We start from the raw sequence: 19,115 nt of genomic DNA on the forward strand, positions 1-19,115 counted from the left end.
TATATTCACCGCATGCCGGACCCGAGGGGCTGAACGCTCGATGGATCTGACCCGAATTGCTCGTCTGTTGTGTCACCATGTTCCTCTTTGGGGGGTTGTGCTTCGTGCGGCATTGGCGGCCGATGGCATGGCCCAGCCCGAATTTTCCGGCCTGCCCGCACCGGGAGCGCCGGTGTTCGACCTCGACTGGGCGGCCTTTCGGGCACCGGGATCCGACAGTGCTCTACTGGAAGTCTATTATCGCATCACGAATCCTCACCTCTCATATGTTCGCCGGCCGCCACGACCGGGAGAGGCGACCGGAGCGGACACGGGCATGGCCAAGGCGGAGAACTATGTCGCCGCCTACGAGATCACGGCCATCGTGTCCTCATCCGACGATCGCCAGGTCGCGACCATGAGCGCCCGCGAGAATTACTCCTTGAGTAGTTTCGCCGAAACCCGCAACCCGTCCGGGTTTCTGGTCAACTTGCTCCAGGCAACGGTCCCGCCCGCGGACCTGGACCTAACTGCCACTCTGACAGATCGCATTGCCGGGAGCACACACACGCTCTCCCGACCGGTTGACCTGCGCCCGATGTCGGGGGGCCGGTGGGTGCTGGGCGGGCCCGAGTTCTTTGACCCCGATGCGGTGGCGCCCCCGGAACCGCGCTTCCACCGCACCGGGAGCGGCTTGGTACCCAACGTGACACGGGCGTTCTCGGGCAACACAGATCGCGTCGCCTTCTACGCCGAAGTCTACGCCGATGCCTTCCCGGCCGCACGTGCCCTACGGGTTGAGGTGAACCAGCGCCTCGGCCATCATCATCTCCTCGACACCGTGCCTCTGGCCGTCGGTCAGGGAGTCATCCCGGTCATCTATCGGAGTCCGCTCCCGGGATTCGCCACCGGGGAAGCTCGACTCCACCTCACGGTCGTCGATTCTCTTGGTCGCGAGCTCAACGAGCCGCTGGAGACGAGCTTCTGGATCGACTGGTCGATGTCGTCTCTCGTGTCGGACAACTGGGAGGAGGCGGTCGACATGCTGGTTCATATTGCCGGGGCCGACGAACTGAAAAAGCTGAGGAATACGCCTCCGGACCAGCGGGAAGCAGCGTTTACCGCTTTCTGGAAATCCAAGGACCCGACTCCGGAAACGGAGGAAAACGAGTGGGAGGAGGAGTATTACCGGCGGATCCGATTCGCCGACCTGCGTTTTTCGACCCCTCTACGGCGCGGATGGAAAACCGATTTCGGGATGGTGTACGTGCGCTACGGCGAGCCCGACGAGATCGAGCGGCATCCGTTCGAGCGCGGCAGCAAACCATATCAGATTTGGTACTACTACGGACAGCGGCGCCGTTTTGTCTTCGTGGATGCCAAGGGAAACGGCGAGTACGAACTCCAGTATCCGTACGACGGCATCGTGCGGTAGGAGTCCCATGATGGATCGACGCCAATTGCGGAATCCCACAGGGTGGCGGATCTGCCCGCGCTGGTTGGCATTGGGAGTCGTGGCACTGCTGGGGGCCACCCTTCCCGGAGACGGCCACGCGTATGAGGGCAGCGGTGCCCTGCGCTTCTGGACCGACTGTGCCGTCTTTCGTATGGCTACCGGTTCTTCCAATGGGTACGCCGAGTTCTATTTTGAGATCAAACGTGTCGATCTGACATTCCGGCGAGTCGACGACCGCCTCCGGGCCGATGTGCACACGTGGGTCCATGTGTCGGATTCCGCCGGTGTGCCGGTCGACTCCGTCGGTGGGGCCTTCATTGCCGTCGTCGGTGATTCCGCCGAGGTGGCCGATGAAGGATACACGCTGTTCTTCGCGCGGGCGCTCGAACTCCGTCCGGGAGCGTACCGGGCGCGCGTTGTCTTGACCGATCTGGCCACCAAGAAGGCCTCCGAGACCGAGTTCCCATTCCGGGTCGTCGATTTCAACGCCGACGGACTCCTGCTTTCCGACGTGGAGCTCGGCTACGATGTCCGCGAGGTCGCCCCCGACACGGTCATGCGTCCCTATGACGTTCTGGTGAAGAACCAGTATAAGGTCTATCCGGACTGCCGGGCACTGGTGGGGGCGACACGTCCGCGGCTGTTCTTCTATTTCGAGGCCTACAATCTCTCCTATGATCCGACGCGCAACGACCTCTACAACGTGGAATTCACGCTCGTCCCGACCGACGGATCGTCGGTGCGGACACTGGGCGTTCAATCGATCGCCAAACCCGGCACCTCCGCGGTGCTGGCCAAGTCCGTCGGCGTCCGCGACCTTCCCACCGGTTTGTATCGCTTGCGCGCCACGATCACCGATCCGGTTACGGCACAGGCGGCAACCGTTGAGAAGCCGTTTCAGGTTGTCTCGCCTCCGGCCGACACTCTGACACAGGACGACATCCAGCGTCTGCGGGACATCATCACCTACATCGGCACGCCCTCGGAACTGACGGCTTTCGAGTCGCTCGGCTCGGTCGGGAAGCGCAATTTCATGGTCCGATTCTGGCAGGATCGCGATCCTTCGCCCGGCACACCGGTCAATGAGTTTCGCGATGAGCATCTCCGCCGGATGAACCATGCCAACGAGCGCTTCTCCGTGGGGTTCCGCGAGCGCAACGACGGATGGCGCACGGACCGCGGTCGGGTGTATGTGGTCTACGGACCGCCCGATCATATTGAGCGCTGGCCCTTCACATCGGATCGTCCTGCGGCCGAGCGATGGAACTACGAACAACTGCCGGCTCAGGGGGCCGTCTTCTTCCTGTTTGTGGATGAGGGCGGATACGGTGACTACAACCTTGTTCATTCCAACGCGCGCGGCGAGCGACGCGATCCTGCCTGGGAACGTATCCTGGAGGAGGGCGCCTTTGACAGCCCGCGCTGAGTTTCGGCTCGCATCGACCCGCCTCCGATGAGGTTCACCCGTGCTCTGCCAATGATACGCGTGCGCGCGCGCATGCCCCGGCGTCTGCCGGTCGACGTACTGCGCATCGTCCGGTTCTCGCGGCCCATCGCCATAAGGAAGACTTCATGATTGAGGTGCAGGATCTACGCAAGGTCTTTCACGACAAGAAGCGCGGCGAAATACGCGCCGTAGATGGGGTGGACTTCCGCAGTGATCGCGGCGAGATCTTCGGTCTCCTGGGGCTCAATGGCGCCGGTAAGACCACGACCCTGCGTCTGCTGGCCACGATGTTGCGCCCCGATGGCGGGAGCATACGCGTCGGCGGCGTCGATGCGGTCGCGCAACCCGAAGCGGTTCGCGCCCAGATCGGATTCTTGACCGGATCGACGGGGCTATATTGGAGACTCACTCCCCGGGAGATCCTCGTGTATTTCGGCCGACTGGCCGGCATGGACAGGGACACCATCCGGCGGCGGAGCGACGAGTTGATTGCCCGTCTCGGCATGGAGGAGTTTGCCGACCGCCGTGTCGACAAGCTGTCATCGGGACAGAAGCAGCGCGCCTCCATCGCCCGCACCTTGATCCACGATCCCCCCGTGCTGATCCTGGATGAGCCGACGATCGGACTGGACGTGGTCACTTCACGGGCCATCGTTGAGTTCATCGCCGAGGCACGGCGCGCTGGCAAGTGCGTGATCTTCTCCACCCACATCATGCACGAGGCGGCGAAGCTCTGTGATCGCATCGGCATCATCCACGAGGGGCGCATGCGAATCTCGGGCACGCTGTCGGAGTTTCGCACCCGCACCGGAAAATCCGATCTCGACGATGTCTTCGTGGCCGCTCTGGAGAAGGAGGTGGGACGATGAGTCTGCGGGGCGCAGCCGTGGTGTACGGCAAAGAGCTGAAGGACGTGACCCGTGATCGTCGCACGATCATCTCCATGGTCTTGGTTCCGATTCTCTTCTATCCTCTCATCTCCATCGGTCTGGGATCCCTCATCGCATCTCAGATCCAGAAGACGCGTGCCGCCCAGCAGCGCATCCTGGTCTTGCCGGAACGGAGTGACCCTGATCTTCTTGCCTCGCTGGCCGCCGCGCCCCAGCTCGAGCTGGTGCCTGTCGATTCGGTGCGGACCGGTCTTCTGCGCCAGGCCAGTCCCGACTCCGTTGGGCAGCGCGAGTCGATCGGGCGGCTGTTCTCCTCCGCCGATCCGGGAGCGATCACGGACTCGCTGAAGGCGCGCCTCTACTTCGCCGCCATCAGCGCCAAATGGGTGCGAGCCGTCGTCGAATTGCCCCCAGACTTCGCGGCGCGGCTGCGGACGGGGGATTCGGCCGTATTCGGCGTTTACACCGATGAAACCGACCTCAAGAGTGAAACGGCAGGGGATCTGGTTCGCAAGTGGGCCAATGGCGTGCGGGACTCGATCGTCGGCCAGCGCCTGACGGCGTCAGGAATGGATCGCCGCATCCTCACCCCCTTCACGGTCGCCGCATTCGACGTGGCGCCCAAAGCCAAGAAGACCGGGTACATTGCCGCGATGTTTCTTCCCTATATGCTGATGATCCTGACCTTGACCGGGGGCATGTACCCGGCGCTGGACATCACAGCCGGTGAGAAGGAGCGCAACACGCTCGAAACTCTCCTCGCCGCCCCGGTGGCACGATGGCAGCTCGCCATTGGGAAGTTCCTCACGGTGCTGACGGCCGGGTTCATCACGATGCTGTTGGCCACCGCCTCCATGACCATTAGCATGGGGATCGGTGGCATGCAGTTCTCCTCGCGGGAAGCCGGCGAAGTGCCGACGGTGTTCGCGCCGGCGACCGTGGGGTGGATGATTCTGCTGATGCTTCCCATGGCCGTCCTGTTCTCCGCGCTGCTAATCGCCGTCTCGATCTCCGCCCGCAGCTACAAGGAGGGCCAGAGCTACGTCACGCCACTGCTCATGGTTGTCATCATGCCGGCCATGGTCAGTTTCATTCCCGGAGTCGAGCTCAATTGGTCTCTGGCTTGGGTGCCGGTCGTCAATCTGTGTCTGACCCTGAAGGATGTTCTCATGGGGACGATCCGACCGGCGCTGTTTGCCGCGGTGCTGTTCACGACCGTCGTGTACGCCGGTTTCTGTCTCTTCGTCGCAGCCCGTGTCTTTGAGCGGGAATCCGTGTTGTTCCGCACGTAGTTCACTCAACGGTTCTGGCATGTTGTTCTTCTCGGCAGGGCCGTCCGCCGCAATGGATCGCCCGCCCGAATCTGTCGATCATCCCATTCGATTGTCGTTCCTGACGACGCAGAGATCTCAACTCATAACCTCTCCCTCCGGGAGAGGTCGATCCGCCTCTGGCGGATCGGGTGAGGGAGCCTTCTGAATCCCATGTCTACCGGATTCAATGAGACCCAGCGCGCTACCACCGTCACTGACCGGGTACCGCCGCCGGTCCCCAGCGAGTGCTCTTCACAACAGGCAGCGTGTACCGCATCCGATCCGGGGATGCGAATTCCAGCGTGAACGACTTTGCGAAGGTCGTGTCGGCAGCGCCCGGCTCCAGTCGGACGCGGATCGCCTCCTCCGCCCCCGGCTTCAGCACTACCTGCGGGAGTTCGACGTGGATCAACCGATCCGGTGCCGAGACGATAGCCAGCGCGCAGGTGTGATCCGTGGTATTCGTGACCCGTACGCTGTACTCCCAGCCCTCCTTCCCCGGTGACGGACGATCGGCATCCAGGTCCAGTCGCTGAGGCACGATCTTGTACGGGAACAGGGAGTCGAGCTTGTTGCTGGGGTATGCCGTAAACGTCAATGGCGGCGATGCCCCCGTCGTGTTGCTGATGATCCTCGCGCCCTTGACGACGTTCGACGAGTAGCCACCGGTCGAGAAGATGACCTCCACGTCGGTGCTGTCGCCGGCCGGCAACACGGTCTTCTTCAAAGGCGCCTTCGTGCAACCGCATCCCGGCCGAACGTCGGTGATGTGCAGCGTGTCGCCGCCCACGTTCTTCAGCCAAAAAACGTGCGATATACTGCTCCCCTGTGGGGCGTAGCCGAAATCGAAGTTGGTCACAGGAACATCCAGCAGTGCCCGGCTCGCCGCAGCCGTCTGGGTCGTATCCGCTTTCTCCGCCCGCCCCACTGGGGTCAATAGCAAGAGGGATGCGAGTAATGCACGCGAGAGTCTCTGTCTCATAGGGCTCCTTGCTGTTCCATCGTTCGTTGGTCGCAGATGTCCTCCTCCAAGTCATCGGGCGTGCACGCAAGAAGGGCCCCGCCCTCGGCGGAGCCCTTCTCGTTGCTTTTCTGAAGGAGGCACGGACGTCAGCGTGACGATGTCGGCGCCGGTCCCCAACGCATCGCCTTCTTGATGGGGAAGGTGAACCGGGTCTTGGCCGAGTCGCTGGCCTCCAGCGTGAAGGATTTTGTGAACAACGTGTCGGCGACATCCGGTTCAATCTTGATCTTGATGGTCTTTTCCTTGCCCGGTCCGATGTCGCTCTTCGGCGCTTCCACCCGGATGAACCGATCCGGCTGCGACACGACCGACAACGCCAGGTCGGCGCTGGAGACGTTCTTGACCTTGACCTCGTACTCCCAGGCATGCTTCTGGCCGTCGGGACGGTCGGTATCCAGGTCCAACGCATACGGCGTGCACGTGAACACCGTCATCGAGTCCGGCGATTTGATCGGAAACGCCGAGATGCTCAGTCCGGGCACAAATCCCGTTGAATTGCAGATGATTGAAGCACTCTTCATCACCTTGGACGAATAGTGCCCCGTTGCGAAGATGATTTCCACGTCTGTGCTGTCACCGACAGCAAGCTCCTTTTTCTTCAGCGGAGCCTTTGTGCATCCTCACCCAGGACGCACGTCGGTGATGCGCAGCGTATCCCCACCGGCGTTGACCAGCCAAAACACATGCGAGATACTGGCGCCCTGGGGGACATACCCGAAGTCGAAGTTTGTCTGTCGGACTTCCAGGCGCGGCTTCTGTGCTTCCGCCGGTTTCGTCCCCTCTTGGGCCGGGGCCGCTCGCGCCACCAAGATCAATCCGACCAGCAGGAGCACCGACCCAGTCACTCGTTTCACATTCATTCGATTCTCCACAGCGATGGTTGAAAGTCGTCCACTTCGCCCCTAATAATACACCTGACGGTCCACCCCGGCAATAACGAACCTGGCCCCGTGGCCGGCATGTGCTGTCACTGTTCATCTCCCTGTTCCAGCGGCATGATCGATGCGCTCACGCGCGTACCGGGAGGATCGGAGAGCTCAAAGGTCACCGACTTCCCGAGCGTGCCCCCCGCCAGGGGGGCCATCGTGATCATGATCGGGCGTTTCTCCCCCGGCTGGAGCGTGTATCGGTCACCACCCAGCTTGAAGCCGCGCCATGGCCAACTTACAGCACGCACGTCCACAGGCTGTGTCCCATTGTTCATCAGGGTCATCTCGACGGTCCAGTTGCCCTTTGCGGGCTGGTTGACAGGGTTGACCTTCATGGCGCGCGGGAGCATTGTCACGGATGGCCCACGTGCGGTATCGGGAAGGACATCGGCGGTGAATGTCAGGGCCGGAATTCGCCCGGCGGCGTTGGCGAAGATGCGGACATGTTTCTCGACGTGCCCGAGCATGCCCCGCGATCCAAAGGTAATCTCTAAAGGGATCGAGTCCCCCACAGTAATGACACTGTCGGTCAGGGGAGCCGTGGTGCAGCCGCAGTTGGGAGCCAGTCGCTGGATTCTCACCGTCTCCGTGCCCGGGTTCTTCAGCCAGTAGGTGTGGGTCATGAACGCATGCTGAGGGACATACCCGAAGTTGAATGTCTCACCCTCGACTCGGATTCTCGGGCCTTGGAGCGTAGAGCCGGCCAAAGGCGGAGCAGCGTTCGTAAGGTGATGGGACAGAAGAAGTGATAGTGCTGCTGCCGCGGTCGATACCGTACGCGCGCTCCAGTTCATGATCGACGTCCCACAATTGTATTCGGATAAGCCATGGAAAGACAGACGGTTAAAGCCATATGCTCTTCGGGGCGCCGGTTGTTCTTCCCGCCAAAGCTGCTCCGGCCCTGTGGTCTTATACGCATGAACAGGGACCGAGACAAGGACGAGAAGAAAACAGGAAATGACCGACTTCGCCATCTTTGTGATTGGATAATAAACAAATGTTCAGTATATGGATTGGGGCAGGGTCCACCAGATCGCCGATCCGGAGAGGCACGATGCGGGCAGGAGATGATGGGCAGTTACAATGACCGAACCGGATGCTTCCGCACACACAACCGGAGGGTAAGTTCTTGAACAACAGCAAATTACCGCTATCGCCGCGGCAACGGGACATCTATGAGTTCCTGCGCGACCGCATCCAATCCGAGAATCGTCCACCAACCGTGCGCGAGATTTGCGAGCGATTCGACATCCACTCCACGAATTGTGTCCATGAGATGTTGGTTGCCTTGGAGAAGAAGGGGTATATCCGTCGGACCCCGTTCTTGTCACGAGCCATCGAGTTGGCCGACGCCGTCCCCACTGCCGTTGAGACCATCCCGGTTGTGGGCCGGGTGGCGGCCGGATTGCCGCTATTGGCAGTGGAGAACATCGATGGGCATGTCGCTGTGGACCGGTCCTTTCTCCCTGCGGGTGAGGTCTTTTCGCTACGGGTGGCCGGCGAGAGCATGAAGGATGAAGGAATCAAAGACGGCGACATGGTTCTGGTGAAAAAGCAGGACAACGCCCAGAAGGGGCAGATCGTGGTGGCGGTGATCGGCGAGGAGGCGACAGTCAAGAAGTTCTATCCCGAGCGCGGTCGCGTGCGTTTGGAACCGGCCAATTCCGCCTTCGGTTCGATCGTGGTCGACCGCAACGCCCCCGGCTTCTTCATCGCCGGTGTGGTGGTCGGCCTCCTGCGACGGATGTGAGAGGACGACGAGTCGGTCTTCTGAACATTTGGTGGAAAAACGAATGTCATGCTGAGCGACTTGTCCCGAGCGATGGCGAGGGAAGCGAAGCATCTGCCTTTGTATTTCCTGTGCTGAGGTTTTTAACAGCAGATTCTTCGCTTCCCTCACTGCGTTCGGGACGAGTCGCCCAGAATGACATTAGCGGGGCAAGTGATTTCTTGTGTACCACACACTCGACGAACCGGTGGAAGTGATCGCGGTCTTCGAGCCGGGGACCCTCAAACCGGCGCGGTTCCGCTGGAAGGGGAAGATCTACAAGGTGGCGCGGGTCACCGGACACTGGAAATCGCAGCAGGGTGAATATACGGTGCGCCATTTTGCCCTGGTGGACACCGAGGACAATGTCTTCCAGTTGACCTACGATGAACGCCGCACCGACTGGGTGATCAGCAAGATCTGGGTGGAATAGGGGAAAGTCACCGCACCTGTCACCCTGAGCGAAGCGAAGGGTCTGCTTTTGATTGTGCCATGGGGTAAAAGCAGATGCCTCGCTTCCCTCACTGCGTTCGGGACAAGTCGCTCGGCATGACAGTATTGCCGCTGTTTGAGTCGGAACACAAAGCAGGTTGAGGGGATGACCGAACGACTGACCACCTTTCCTTTACATCAACGGCGTGTGCTGAAATCGGGCCAACGTCCTCCGCGTCGCATCATGCATGTCGACATGGATGCCTACTTCGCGGCGCTGGAGCAGGCGATCAATCCCCATCTGCGAAATCGTCCCGTGGTTGTGGGTAGCCCTCCACGAGCGCGGGGAGTTGTGTCCACGGCATCCTATGAATGCCGCGTCCATGGCATCCGTTCCGGCATGTCCTCCGCCCAGGCATACCGACTCTGCCCACAGGCCGTTTTCGTGGGCGTCGATGTGCGACATTACGTTTACGCCTCTTCTGAACTTCTGAAGATCTACGAGGACTACTCGCCCACCGTCGAGGTCGTCTCGGTTGATGAGGCGTTCTTGGATATAACCGGATGCGCGAGTCTCTTCGGCGACGAGGAGCAACTGGCGATGCGGCTGAAAGAGCGCCTCCGATCCGAGTTGTCGTTGACCTGCTCGGTCGGCATCGCACCGAACAAGATCATGGCGAAAATGGCCTCGTCCGTGTTCAAGCCGGATGGGCTGACCATCATCATGCCGGCCGACATTCCCCGTATTCTGTATCCGCTGCCGGTGGAGAAGATGTGGGGTGTTGGCCCGGTGATGCGCCAGGTATTGGCGAAATTGGGTGTCCTGACGGTGGGCGATCTGGCCCGTTGCGACCCGCGAACACTGCGTCGCTACTTGGGGAAGGTCGGGGAGGTATGGGGACGGCTGGCTCGGGGGGACGATGACTCACCCGTCTTGGCGCCGGATGATCAGCCGCCGGAAAAATCGATCGGCCACGAACATACGCTGTCGGCGGATTCCAACCGGCCCGATCATCTCTATTCGGTGCTGCACGATCTCTCCGACCGGGTCGCGCGACGGATGCGACGTCACGGATGGCGGGGGCGGACGGTGACGGTCAAGTACCGCTTCCAGGATTACTCCACGCACACATGCCGTGCGACATTCCCGACGCCCACCGATGACTCCCGGCAGATCTATCGTGTCGCCTCCGATCTGTTCGGGAAACACTGGGATGGGAGAGCACCGATCCGATTATTGGGGGTCTCGGCCTCCCATCTGGAGCAGTCGGAATCACTCGCCCAGCAGACAGATCTGTTTTCGCGGCTGCATCTCGGGAGTACGCGCAGGCCGTCCGTTGACTCCGTCGTCGATGACATCCGTGACCGATTCGGCGAACGGGCCATCTGGGGCGGTTACTCCGCGTCCTGAGCATGTGCTCCCGCCCAGCGGGGGCGACAGCATCAAACACGTTCGACCCCTTTGACACTTTCTGCCACGCGGTGATCCGGATTCCCCCCTGTTGCTGTTGCTTCAGCGTGGTTTCCGCGTATACTTCACTGGGCTTGGCACATTCCGGCCTCTGGGTGGAATCTTGCCGCCGACTGCGTCCAAATCGTTGACGAACCAGGACCCGATTCCGAGGTGACGACCATGACCACCGACACGCTGCCGACGTTAGCGCCTCCGGCTCCATTCAAATACGAAGCCCGCCATTTCTCCCCGAGCGGGTACAATCTGGAGTCGTCGATTATTCGGGAAATCCTCAAGATATCCAATCAGCCCGGCGTGATTTCCTTTGCCGGCGGGTTGCCGGCGCCCGAGTTGTTTCCGGTCGAGGAGATTCGCGAGGCCACGGATCGTGTCCTGACTCACTTCGGCAGCCAAGCCCTCCAGTATGGGCTCTCCATGGGATATCCGCCCTTGCGGCAGTTCATCGCCGAGAGGATCTCCCGCATCGGCGGGACGCAGTTGACCGCCGACAACATCATGATCACCGCCGGCTCCCAGCAGGGACTCGATGCCGTCGGCCGTGTCTTTCTCACCCATGGCGACTATGTGCTGTGCTCGCGTCCCACTTACCTGGGGGCTTTGCAGGCATTCAATTTTTATGGTGTCGAGTACACCACGGTCGACATGGACGACCATGGCATGAAGGTCGAGACGATGGACCCGTTGATCGAGGCCCATCACCCCAAGTTCATCTACACGGTGCCCAACTTCGACAACCCGACCGGGACGACACTGAGCCTGGAACGGCGCAACCTCTTGGTGCAGAAGGCCCACCGCTACAGCGTGCCGATTGTGGATGACAACCCCTACGGTGAGTTGCGCTATTCGGGGCCGCCGGTGCCCTCGATCAAGTCGATCGGCGGACAAGCCGTCATCCAACTCGGAACGTTCTCCAAGTTGGTCAGCCCCGGACTGCGGATCGGTTGGGTGGCCGGCTCACGGCAGGTCATGGGCATCTTTGAGCGAGTGAAGCAGGCGACCGATCTGCATACGAATGGGTTCGCGCAATACGTGATGTATGAGTTCGCCAAGGACGGCGCCTTGGATCGGCACATCGAAAAGCTGAAAGCCGCCTACAGTGAGCGCCGCGACGCCATGCTGCGTGCGATGAACGAGTTCTTCCCCGATACCGTCACCTGGACGCGCCCCGAGGGCGGTCTGTTCCTCTGGGTACGGTTGCCGGAGCACGTGGATGCCACCACGCTTTTGCCGAAGGCGATCGAGCAGAAAGTGGCCTATGTTCCCGGCCAGCCCTTCCACCCCGATGGCTCCGGCAAGAACACGCTACGGCTCAACTTCTCCAACGCCACATTGGAGGGCATCCACGAAGGGATCAAGCGACTCGGTCGGGTGCTGTCCGCACTGGTTTGATGGGCACCGGTTGTCCGCAACTCGATTTTGTCCCTTCGGAATCGCTCTCACAAACTCAAGCGACTGTGCGGTCGGGTGCCCACACCCGACCGCAGCGCCGTGTGTGGGCACACGGCGCCACAGGGTGGTCATGGAAAGCCCGCCGGAACGTGGTCAATTGTCGGGCACACGCCACGCGTCCTCGCGTGGCGTGAGTTCTTTGTGTTTCTCACCGGGCGGGTCTATCTTATCGGGGTGCGTGCCCGGCTGTGCGCCGTGAACGCGGGCCGATCATGCGTCAGGTAGAATTCGCCAAGGTGGAATCGCTTCGGAATGACTTCATCGTGGTCACGGCCACGGGTCGCCGTTCCTCCTGGTCATCAGCGCGCGCGGCGGCGATTTGTGACCGCCGCATCGGCCCCGGAGCCGATGGGGTGATTCTCCTCGGTGCCGAGACTCGGCAGGGAGTCCCATTCCGCCTCTTCAATGCCGATGGTTCGCAAGCCGAATGGTCCGGGAATGGCGTACGTGGTGCGGCGGCCCTTCTGGTGACAGGAAACCCCCGGCGGCGCCACTGGTGCTTCCTCACCGGTGCGGGGCCGGTCCCTGTCTCGGTCCGTCGCATGGGAGGGTTGATCGTCGAGGCCTCATTCCGTCGTCCGATCCCGGCGGTCGTCGAGAAGGAAACTGTACCGTCGGCTAGGGAGCGGCAGATCAAGCGTCGACTGGTTGTGGAAGCGGGAAATCCACACTGGGTTTTTCCTGTTTCGGGTTTCGACTTTCCCTGGGAGGAGTTTGGTGTTCGCTGCCAGACCGCTCGTGAGGCCCGGCCGACAAGAGGCGTGAATGTCGAGTTCGTTCGCGTGCTGAGCCGAGGGCGCATCGAGCTGCGCATCTTCGAACGCGGGGTTGGACCCACACCCGCTTCCGGGTCGGGCGCGCTGGCGGCATTCGCCGCCTGTCGCCATTTGGGGGTCATCCATCGCGACGCGACCGTGATGTCCCCCGGCGGCGTGCAGGGAGCCGCTACACGGGACGACCGTGAGGTGAGTCTGGCCGCAAACGCGCGGGTTGTCTGCACCGGTGTCTGGTACGAGTAGCCGGTGACTACCCCGTTCCGCCGTCGGGTTGGCTCCTCTGGGGAGTTCCTGTCTGCGGCGGCGGTTGACCAGCGTCCAAACACGCTCTCCCGCTCAGCGTCGTCTTGATTCTGGGACCGGAGATGGCGATTCTTCCTCTGTCGTACCCGTCGCCTGGTGTTGCATTCGGCACGTGCCGGCGGTGACGATCTCAGCTATGGCGGTGCAATTGTCAGTGTATTTCGCGGAGGCCTGTGAGGCGACTGCGGCCGCACTGGCTCGCCTCGGCTACCCCCGGTCTCCGGAAGTGGTCGCTGAGGTGTACGAATCGCCGAACCGCAAGGGGTTCGGTGATTCGGCGTTTCCCTGCTTCCCATTGGCCGCTGAGTTGCGATTGCCACCGCAGGACATCGCCTCCCGATTGGAGCAGGAGTTCAAAGCGCCCAAGTCCGTCACCAAAGTCCAGGCGATCGGGGGATATCTCAACGTCTGGTACGATCCGCAGGCCGTCGCCGCCGAGGTTCTCCCGATGATTGCCGGGGAGGGAAGCCGCTACGGCTCCGCCGAGATCGGGCGCGGCAAGACCATCTGCATGGACTACTCGCATCCCAACATCGCCAAGCCGTTCGGCGTCGGGCATCTCCGTTCGACTGTCATCGGCAACTCGCTCAAGCGCATCTTCGAGAAGCTCGGCTATCGCACGATCGGCATCAATCACCTCGGCGACTGGGGAACCCAGTTCGGCAAGCTGATCGTCGCCTTCCGTGATTGGGGCGACGAGACGCAGTTGGCGGCCGATCCGATTGTGCACTTGTACGATCTGTACACGCGCTTTCACCGCGAGGTCGAGGCGCTCCCTGAGCTGGAGGACCGCGCGCGGCTTGAATTCAAGAAGCTGGAGGATGGCGACCCGGAGAACAATGCCCTCTGGCAGCGCTTCCGTGATCTGTCGCTGCGGGAGTTCGAGCGTGTCTATCGCCGTCTGGGTGTGACGTTCGATTCGTATGCCGGGGAGGCATTCTACAACCCGTATCTGGCGCCGCTGGTTGATCGTCTCCGGGAATCGGGCGTCGCCCATGGCGGCGACGATGGTGCTCTGATCATCCCGGTCGGGGCCGGCGACCCACCGCTCTTGTTGCGCAAGGCCGATGGGGCCACGCTCTATGCGACACGCGACCTCGCCGCGGCCGAATACCGCCATGCGACATACCAGTTCGATCAATGTCTCTACATCGTCGGCTCCGCGCAGGCGCTCCATTTCCGTCAGCTCTTCGCCGCGCTCAAAGTGATGGGACACGCGTGGGCCGATCGGATGGCGCATGTCGACTTCGGCTGGGTCAAGTTCGCCAATGTCACCATGTCCACGCGCAAAGGGAACATCGTCTTCCTCGATGATGTTCTCGCCGAGGCGGTGGCACGCACACGTGCCATCATTGCCGAGAAGAACCCGAATCTCGAAGACGCCGACGCGGTCGCCGAGGCGGTTGGCACCGGCGCCGTCGTCTTTTGGCAGTTGTCGGTGAAACGCCAGAAGGATGTCAATTTCAATTGGGATGAGGCCCTCTCATTCGACGGCCGGACCGGTCCTTATCTACAGTACACGCACGCGCGCCTTTGCTCGCTTTTGGAAAGGTGGGGACAGGAAGTGCCCGTGGAACCGCGCGATTTCATCCATCTGCGCAGCGACGAGGAACGACGACTTCTCCTGCAACTGGGCGACTGGCCCCGGCGGATTCGACTGGCGGCGCGGCAGTACGAACCCCAGGTCATTGCCGCCGCTCTCTTGGATATGGCACAGGCCTACAACGCATTCTATCAGAATGTCCGCATTCTCGATGGGGAGGCGCAGGCGCGGGGCGTGCGGATACTCTTGTCGGATTGTCTGCGCTCTGTCTTGGCCGAGGGTCTGAACTTGTTGGGGATGAAATCACCAGCGCGGATGTGACTCTGATGATCGACCGATTCGCTTCTCTCACCCCACCCCTCTCCCGGAGGGAGCGGGAGATCACTAACCTCTCCCTCCGGGAGAGGTCGCCCGCCGATAGGCGGGCGGGTGAGGGAGTTCTTTCCATCGGCCCAGATTCCCAGGATGACGCATGCTGATCGTGATGGACACACACGCCGATCCCGCTCAGATCGCCGCGGTCTGTGCCGAGGTCCATGCTCTGGGATTGCGCGCGCATCCATTGCCGGGGGCCCAGCGCACCGCGATCGGCATCACCGGGAACCTCGGTACGCTCGATCCGGGACGGTTCGAGGCGATGCCGGGCGTCCTGCGCGTGATTCGCGTCACCACGTCCTACAAGCTCGTCAGCCGGGAATTCCATCCCCAGTCGACCACCGTGCAAGCCGGCGATGCCTCCTTCGGGCCGGGGTGGTTCACCGTCATTGCCGGCCCCTGCGCCGTGGAGACTCCGGAGCAGTTGGACGCCGTGGCGCGGATCGTCAAACAGGGCGGCGCCCGACTCTTGCGCGGTGGGGCATTCAAACCCCGCACCTCACCCTACAGTTTTCAGGGTCTGGGAGAGTCGGGTTTGCGGATCTTGGCGGAGGTGGGTGCCCGCCACCATCTCCCGGTCGTGACCGAGGCGATCGACCACGAGTCGCTGGAATTGGTCGCCGGGTATGCCGACATGGTCCAGATCGGCTCACGTAACATGCACAACACGCCGCTCTTGAAGAAGGCGGGACGGTGCGGCAAACCGGTGCTGCTCAAACGCGGCATGGCCGCCACGCTCGAAGAGTTCTTGATGGCCGCGGAGTACATCATGAACGAGGGGAACCCGAACGTGGTGTTGTGCGAGCGCGGCGTGCGCACCTTTTCGGATCATGCCCGCCACGTGCTCGACTTGTCGATCGTTCCCGTCGTACGGAGGACCAGTCACTTGCCGATCATCGTGGACCCGAGTCACGGGACCGGCGAGCGGTACCAGGTCTTGCCGCTGGCGTGTGCCGCCGCGGCGGCCGACGCCGACGGCATCATGGTCGAAGTTCACGCGCACCCGGAGCAAGCGCTCTCCGACGGTCGCCAGTCCATCGACGCTCCGACGTTTGACTCGCTCATGGAACGAGTCGGCGCCATGGCTGCGGTCGTCGGCAGGTCGCTGTAATGAGTAGAGGATCGACTTGAGCGACACACACGCCAAGGTGCCATTAGGTAGCGACGTCAAAGTCGAGCCGGTGCGGCGTCTGACCGGGCTCTATCGCCCGCCACCGGACAAGTCCATCGCCCACCGGGCGCTGATTCTATCAGCGCTGGCAAAAGGGCGTTCGACTGTCAGCCCGATCTCGGGCGCTGCCGATGTGCTCAGCACGGTGCATTGCCTGCGGCAGTTGGGCGTGGCGGTGGACGAAGCGGACGGAACATGGGTCGTCCAGAGCCCAGGCAGTGGCGGATGGAACGCCCCGGAGCGGGCGTTGGATTGCGGCAATTCCGGGACCACGATGCGTCTGCTCGCCGGATGCTTGGCAGGCCGGCCATTTGATTGCATACTGATCGGCGATGATTCCCTTTCTCGGCGGCCGATGCTCCGGATTGCCGAACCGCTGCGACGCATGGGGGCGAAGATCTCCCTGTCGGATGCCGACACAGCGCCGATCCGCATCTCGGGCACGTCGCTGAGCGGCGTTTCCTATGAACTGCCGATCGCGTCGGCCCAGGTCAAATCGGCTGTGTTGCTGGCCGGGCTCGATGCGGCCGGGGAGACCGTTGTCATTGAGCCGTCTCCCAGCCGTGATCATACTGAGCGGATGTTCCGGTCCGCCGGAGTCGATTGCGATGTGACCCTGCCGCCTCGCCTCTCCGGCGACAAACGGGAGCGTCTGCTGGCGCAGGAGGCCACGGACAGCGACCCCCCGTCGCACCAGCGGACGATCCGGATCGGTCCCCGGCGCAGCGTCAAGCCATGCGATTGGGTCGTCCCCGGCGACTTCTCCGCCGCTGCCTTCATCATCGGGGCCGCCATCGGTGTCCACAAGGCGGATGTGATCATCGATGACGTGGGACTGAATCCCACCCGAACAGGATTCCTGCGCGTCCTCAACCGCATGGGCGCGCAGTTTGAGATCAAGAGGCGGGATCATGGCGGCGATGAACCGCACGGACAAATTCGTTTGACATCTGCGTCCGCCCTGAAGGCCGTGCGGGTCGGCGAGACCGAAGTGCCCGGGGTGATCGATGAGTTGCCGATCCTGGCCGTGCTGGCCGCACGCGCCGAAGGAGTGACTGTGATCCGTGGCGCCTCCGAGTTACGTCACAAGGAATCCGATCGCATCGCTGCCGTCACCGCCAACCTCCGGGCTATGGGTGCCAAGGTTGCCGAATTGGAGGATGGCTGGGCGATCGAAGGGCCGACCGAGTGGCGGGCGGCGACCATCGACCCGGGAGGTGATCATCGGATCGCGATGGCCTTTGCTGTGGCGGCGTTGTGGGCCGATGCGTCCTCGGTGATCCGCAACGCCGGTGTCATGGCGGTTTCCGATCCCGACTTCCTGGCCAGTCTGATTGCCCTGGCCCGCTGAGACGTCTTCCCATCCATTATGCCGCCCCGGATGTCCATCCCTGCAAACGTCCGCAATGGGATCTATGGTCTCCTGGGGCGCGGCATCGGGCACTCCATGTCGCCGGCCATCTTCCGGCGCGTTTTCGACACCCTTCGCTGGCCTGCGGTCTACACGCTCTGTGACCTGCCACCCGGGCGCGTCTGTTCGTTTCTTCATGCCGGTGCCGACGCCGGGTTTGTCGGTCTCAATGTCACCACCCCCTACAAGACACGAGTCATCAATGATCTTGATGAACTGGACTCGTCCGCCGCGGACGTGGGTGCCGTCAACACAGTTGCCGTCCGCGGCCGGCGGTTGGTGGGTTATAACACCGATGTTGCTGGAGTGGTTGCTGCATTACGGCCGCACCGAGCGACGTTGAGAGGAGGGTCGGCCGTGATCCTCGGTGCAGGCGGTGCGGCGCGGGCCGTTCTCTCCACGCTTCTTGGCAACTTCTGTATGCAGCGAGTCACATTGGTGGCCCGCCGACCCCAACAGGCACGCCAGGTCGTAAAGCACGTCAAGACCCGTGTATCGAGGTCGGCGATCGATGTGATCCCGTGGCGGCCGGAGGGTATTGCGGCACGACTCGATTCGGCGGCGCTTGTCGTTAATGCGACCCCCTTGGGCGGTGGCGATCATTGGCGACTGTCGCCTCTACCGGACGGTGTGGCAATTTCGCCTGCCACTGTCGTCTTTGATCTCGTATATCGTCCACGTCGCACCCGGCTGCTGCGTCAGGCGCAACGATCAGGGTGCCAACGGTTGGTCGGTGGGTGGCCGATGCTGGTCGCCCAGGCCGAGGCCAGTTTCACTGTGTGGACGAAGCGTCGGTTTCCGGCAGTGGTGCGGCGTCGATTGCTGGACATGGGGGAGAGTCTGTGACAACCGATGGCACTACTGTTCCGCTCTGGCCGGTGCTCCGGCACGGAGTGCGCAAGGGATTGGAGACATTCTGGATCCTGATGCGCGTCATGATCCCCGTCTATGTCATCGTGACGCTGCTCGGGCACACCCCGGTGCTTCCCGCGCTGGCTCGATTTTTCCAGCCGGCGATGGGGATCTGGCATCTCCCCGGTGATGCCGCGCTCGCCATGGTCTTGGGGCATTTCGTGAATCTGTACTCGGCGCTGGCGGTGATCGCCGCGGGGAAGTGGGATACGACCGCGGTGACCGTCGCTGCGATCATCCTCGGTGTCTCGCACAATCACATTCTCGAAAGCGCCATCCTGAAGCAGATGCGCGCACCCACCGCCGTCCTCGTGGGGCTGCGGCTGGTGGTGGGGTGGTCACTGGGGTGGCTCGTCGCCGTAATGATCGCACAGTAGGGTGCGGGACAACGCATGAACATGGTCACGCCCTTCATCTGTCATCCCGAGCGACTCGTCCCGAGCGACGTCGAGGGAAGCGAGGG

Annotated in this window: 18 protein-coding genes; 14 read left to right on the forward strand and 4 right to left on the reverse strand. The window is 62.2% G+C overall.

Going from position 1 to position 19,115, the window contains the following annotated elements:
* Positions 1-127: 127 nt before the first annotated feature.
* The 4 genes from AB1792_06925 (at position 128) to AB1792_06940 (ending at position 5,064) form a co-directional block, all read left to right on the forward strand.
* Positions 128-1,414, forward strand: a complete 1,287-nt coding sequence (locus AB1792_06925; GenBank protein MEW5701944.1) for a GWxTD domain-containing protein — start codon at positions 128-130, stop codon at positions 1,412-1,414.
* A gap of 7 nt (positions 1,415-1,421) precedes the next feature.
* Entirely contained in the window at positions 1,422-2,861 is a 1,440-nt protein-coding gene (locus tag AB1792_06930; GenBank protein ID MEW5701945.1) for a GWxTD domain-containing protein, read from the forward strand.
* Between the two features lie 146 nt (positions 2,862-3,007).
* Positions 3,008-3,751: an ATP-binding cassette domain-containing protein gene (locus AB1792_06935; GenBank protein MEW5701946.1), complete on the forward strand. Its 744-nt coding sequence runs from the start codon at positions 3,008-3,010 to the stop codon at positions 3,749-3,751.
* The gene (locus AB1792_06940; protein MEW5701947.1) at positions 3,748-5,064 is read left to right on the forward strand and encodes an ABC transporter permease subunit; all 1,317 of its coding nucleotides are present in this window, start codon (positions 3,748-3,750) and stop codon (positions 5,062-5,064) included. The genes AB1792_06935 and AB1792_06940 overlap by 4 nt, the downstream gene beginning before the upstream one ends.
* Positions 5,065-5,296: 232 nt before the next feature.
* Here AB1792_06940 and AB1792_06945 read toward each other — a convergent pair whose 3' ends face one another.
* The 4 genes from AB1792_06945 to AB1792_06960 form a co-directional block, all read right to left on the reverse strand.
* A complete protein-coding gene (locus tag AB1792_06945) occupies positions 5,297-6,067 on the reverse strand; it encodes a DUF1573 domain-containing protein (GenBank protein MEW5701948.1) in 771 nt (256 codons plus the stop codon).
* A gap of 128 nt (positions 6,068-6,195) precedes the next feature.
* Positions 6,196-6,672 (reverse strand): hypothetical protein, encoded by a 477-nt coding sequence (locus tag AB1792_06950; GenBank protein MEW5701949.1) that lies wholly within the window; start codon positions 6,670-6,672, stop codon positions 6,196-6,198.
* A 57-nt stretch (positions 6,673-6,729) separates the two neighbouring features.
* Complete coding sequence (locus tag AB1792_06955; protein ID MEW5701950.1) at positions 6,730-6,969, reverse strand: hypothetical protein; 240 nt, start codon at positions 6,967-6,969, stop codon at positions 6,730-6,732.
* Positions 6,970-7,076: 107 nt separating this feature from the next.
* The gene (locus AB1792_06960; GenBank protein MEW5701951.1) at positions 7,077-8,012 is read right to left on the reverse strand and encodes a DUF1573 domain-containing protein; all 936 of its coding nucleotides are present in this window, start codon (positions 8,010-8,012) and stop codon (positions 7,077-7,079) included.
* A 155-nt stretch (positions 8,013-8,167) separates the two neighbouring features.
* Here AB1792_06960 and lexA point away from each other — a divergent pair, with 155 nt between their 5' ends.
* The 10 genes from lexA (at position 8,168) to AB1792_07010 (ending at position 19,029) form a co-directional block, all read left to right on the forward strand.
* The gene (lexA, locus tag AB1792_06965) at positions 8,168-8,788 is read left to right on the forward strand and encodes a transcriptional repressor LexA (GenBank protein ID MEW5701952.1); all 621 of its coding nucleotides are present in this window, start codon (positions 8,168-8,170) and stop codon (positions 8,786-8,788) included.
* 202 nt (positions 8,789-8,990) lie between these two features.
* Positions 8,991-9,239, forward strand: coding sequence for a DUF6504 family protein (locus tag AB1792_06970; GenBank protein ID MEW5701953.1), 249 nt, complete (start codon positions 8,991-8,993; stop codon positions 9,237-9,239).
* Between the two features lie 165 nt (positions 9,240-9,404).
* Positions 9,405-10,649: a DNA polymerase IV gene (dinB, locus tag AB1792_06975; protein ID MEW5701954.1), complete on the forward strand. Its 1,245-nt coding sequence runs from the start codon at positions 9,405-9,407 to the stop codon at positions 10,647-10,649.
* A gap of 222 nt (positions 10,650-10,871) precedes the next feature.
* Complete coding sequence (locus tag AB1792_06980) at positions 10,872-12,101, forward strand: PLP-dependent aminotransferase family protein (protein ID MEW5701955.1); 1,230 nt, start codon at positions 10,872-10,874, stop codon at positions 12,099-12,101.
* A 272-nt stretch (positions 12,102-12,373) separates the two neighbouring features.
* Complete coding sequence (dapF, locus tag AB1792_06985) at positions 12,374-13,180, forward strand: diaminopimelate epimerase (protein MEW5701956.1); 807 nt, start codon at positions 12,374-12,376, stop codon at positions 13,178-13,180.
* 181 nt (positions 13,181-13,361) lie between these two features.
* Entirely contained in the window at positions 13,362-15,104 is a 1,743-nt protein-coding gene (gene argS / locus AB1792_06990) for an arginine--tRNA ligase (protein ID MEW5701957.1), read from the forward strand.
* A 151-nt stretch (positions 15,105-15,255) separates the two neighbouring features.
* Positions 15,256-16,269 (forward strand): 3-deoxy-7-phosphoheptulonate synthase, encoded by a 1,014-nt coding sequence (aroF, locus tag AB1792_06995; GenBank protein ID MEW5701958.1) that lies wholly within the window; start codon positions 15,256-15,258, stop codon positions 16,267-16,269.
* A gap of 16 nt (positions 16,270-16,285) precedes the next feature.
* Entirely contained in the window at positions 16,286-17,680 is a 1,395-nt protein-coding gene (locus AB1792_07000) for a 3-phosphoshikimate 1-carboxyvinyltransferase (protein MEW5701959.1), read from the forward strand.
* A 30-nt stretch (positions 17,681-17,710) separates the two neighbouring features.
* Positions 17,711-18,586 carry a shikimate dehydrogenase gene (locus AB1792_07005; GenBank protein MEW5701960.1) on the forward strand — a complete coding sequence of 292 codons (876 nt, stop codon included), beginning with the start codon at positions 17,711-17,713 and terminating at the stop codon, positions 18,584-18,586.
* Positions 18,583-19,029, forward strand: a complete 447-nt coding sequence (locus tag AB1792_07010; protein MEW5701961.1) for a nucleoside recognition domain-containing protein — start codon at positions 18,583-18,585, stop codon at positions 19,027-19,029. Before AB1792_07005 ends, AB1792_07010 begins: the two co-directional genes overlap by 4 nt.
* Positions 19,030-19,115 lie beyond the last annotated feature (86 nt).

The sequence above is a fragment of the Candidatus Zixiibacteriota bacterium genome (assembly GCA_040752595.1).
Taxonomy (GTDB): domain Bacteria; phylum Zixibacteria; class MSB-5A5; order WJJR01; family WJJR01; genus JACQFV01.

What these genes read in the sequence shown, in the direction of transcription:
- AB1792_06925 (MEW5701944.1), top strand. Translation starts at nt 128, where the DNA reads ATGGCCCAGCCCGAATTTTCCGGCCTGCCCGCACCGGGAGCGCCGGTG.
- AB1792_06930 (MEW5701945.1), top strand. Translation starts at nt 1,422, where the DNA reads ATGATGGATCGACGCCAATTGCGGAATCCCACAGGGTGGCGGATCTGC.
- AB1792_06935 (MEW5701946.1), top strand. Translation starts at nt 3,008, where the DNA reads ATGATTGAGGTGCAGGATCTACGCAAGGTCTTTCACGACAAGAAGCGC.
- AB1792_06940 (MEW5701947.1), top strand. Translation starts at nt 3,748, where the DNA reads ATGAGTCTGCGGGGCGCAGCCGTGGTGTACGGCAAAGAGCTGAAGGAC.
- AB1792_06945 (MEW5701948.1), bottom strand. Translation starts at nt 6,067, where the DNA reads ATGAGACAGAGACTCTCGCGTGCATTACTCGCATCCCTCTTGCTATTG.
- AB1792_06955 (MEW5701950.1), bottom strand. Translation starts at nt 6,969, where the DNA reads ATGAATGTGAAACGAGTGACTGGGTCGGTGCTCCTGCTGGTCGGATTG.
- AB1792_06960 (MEW5701951.1), bottom strand. Translation starts at nt 8,012, where the DNA reads ATGGCGAAGTCGGTCATTTCCTGTTTTCTTCTCGTCCTTGTCTCGGTC.
- dinB (MEW5701954.1), top strand. Translation starts at nt 9,405, where the DNA reads ATGACCGAACGACTGACCACCTTTCCTTTACATCAACGGCGTGTGCTG.
- AB1792_06980 (MEW5701955.1), top strand. Translation starts at nt 10,872, where the DNA reads ATGACCACCGACACGCTGCCGACGTTAGCGCCTCCGGCTCCATTCAAA.
- dapF (MEW5701956.1), top strand. Translation starts at nt 12,374, where the DNA reads ATGCGTCAGGTAGAATTCGCCAAGGTGGAATCGCTTCGGAATGACTTC.
- aroF (MEW5701958.1), top strand. Translation starts at nt 15,256, where the DNA reads ATGCTGATCGTGATGGACACACACGCCGATCCCGCTCAGATCGCCGCG.
- AB1792_07005 (MEW5701960.1), top strand. Translation starts at nt 17,711, where the DNA reads ATGTCCATCCCTGCAAACGTCCGCAATGGGATCTATGGTCTCCTGGGG.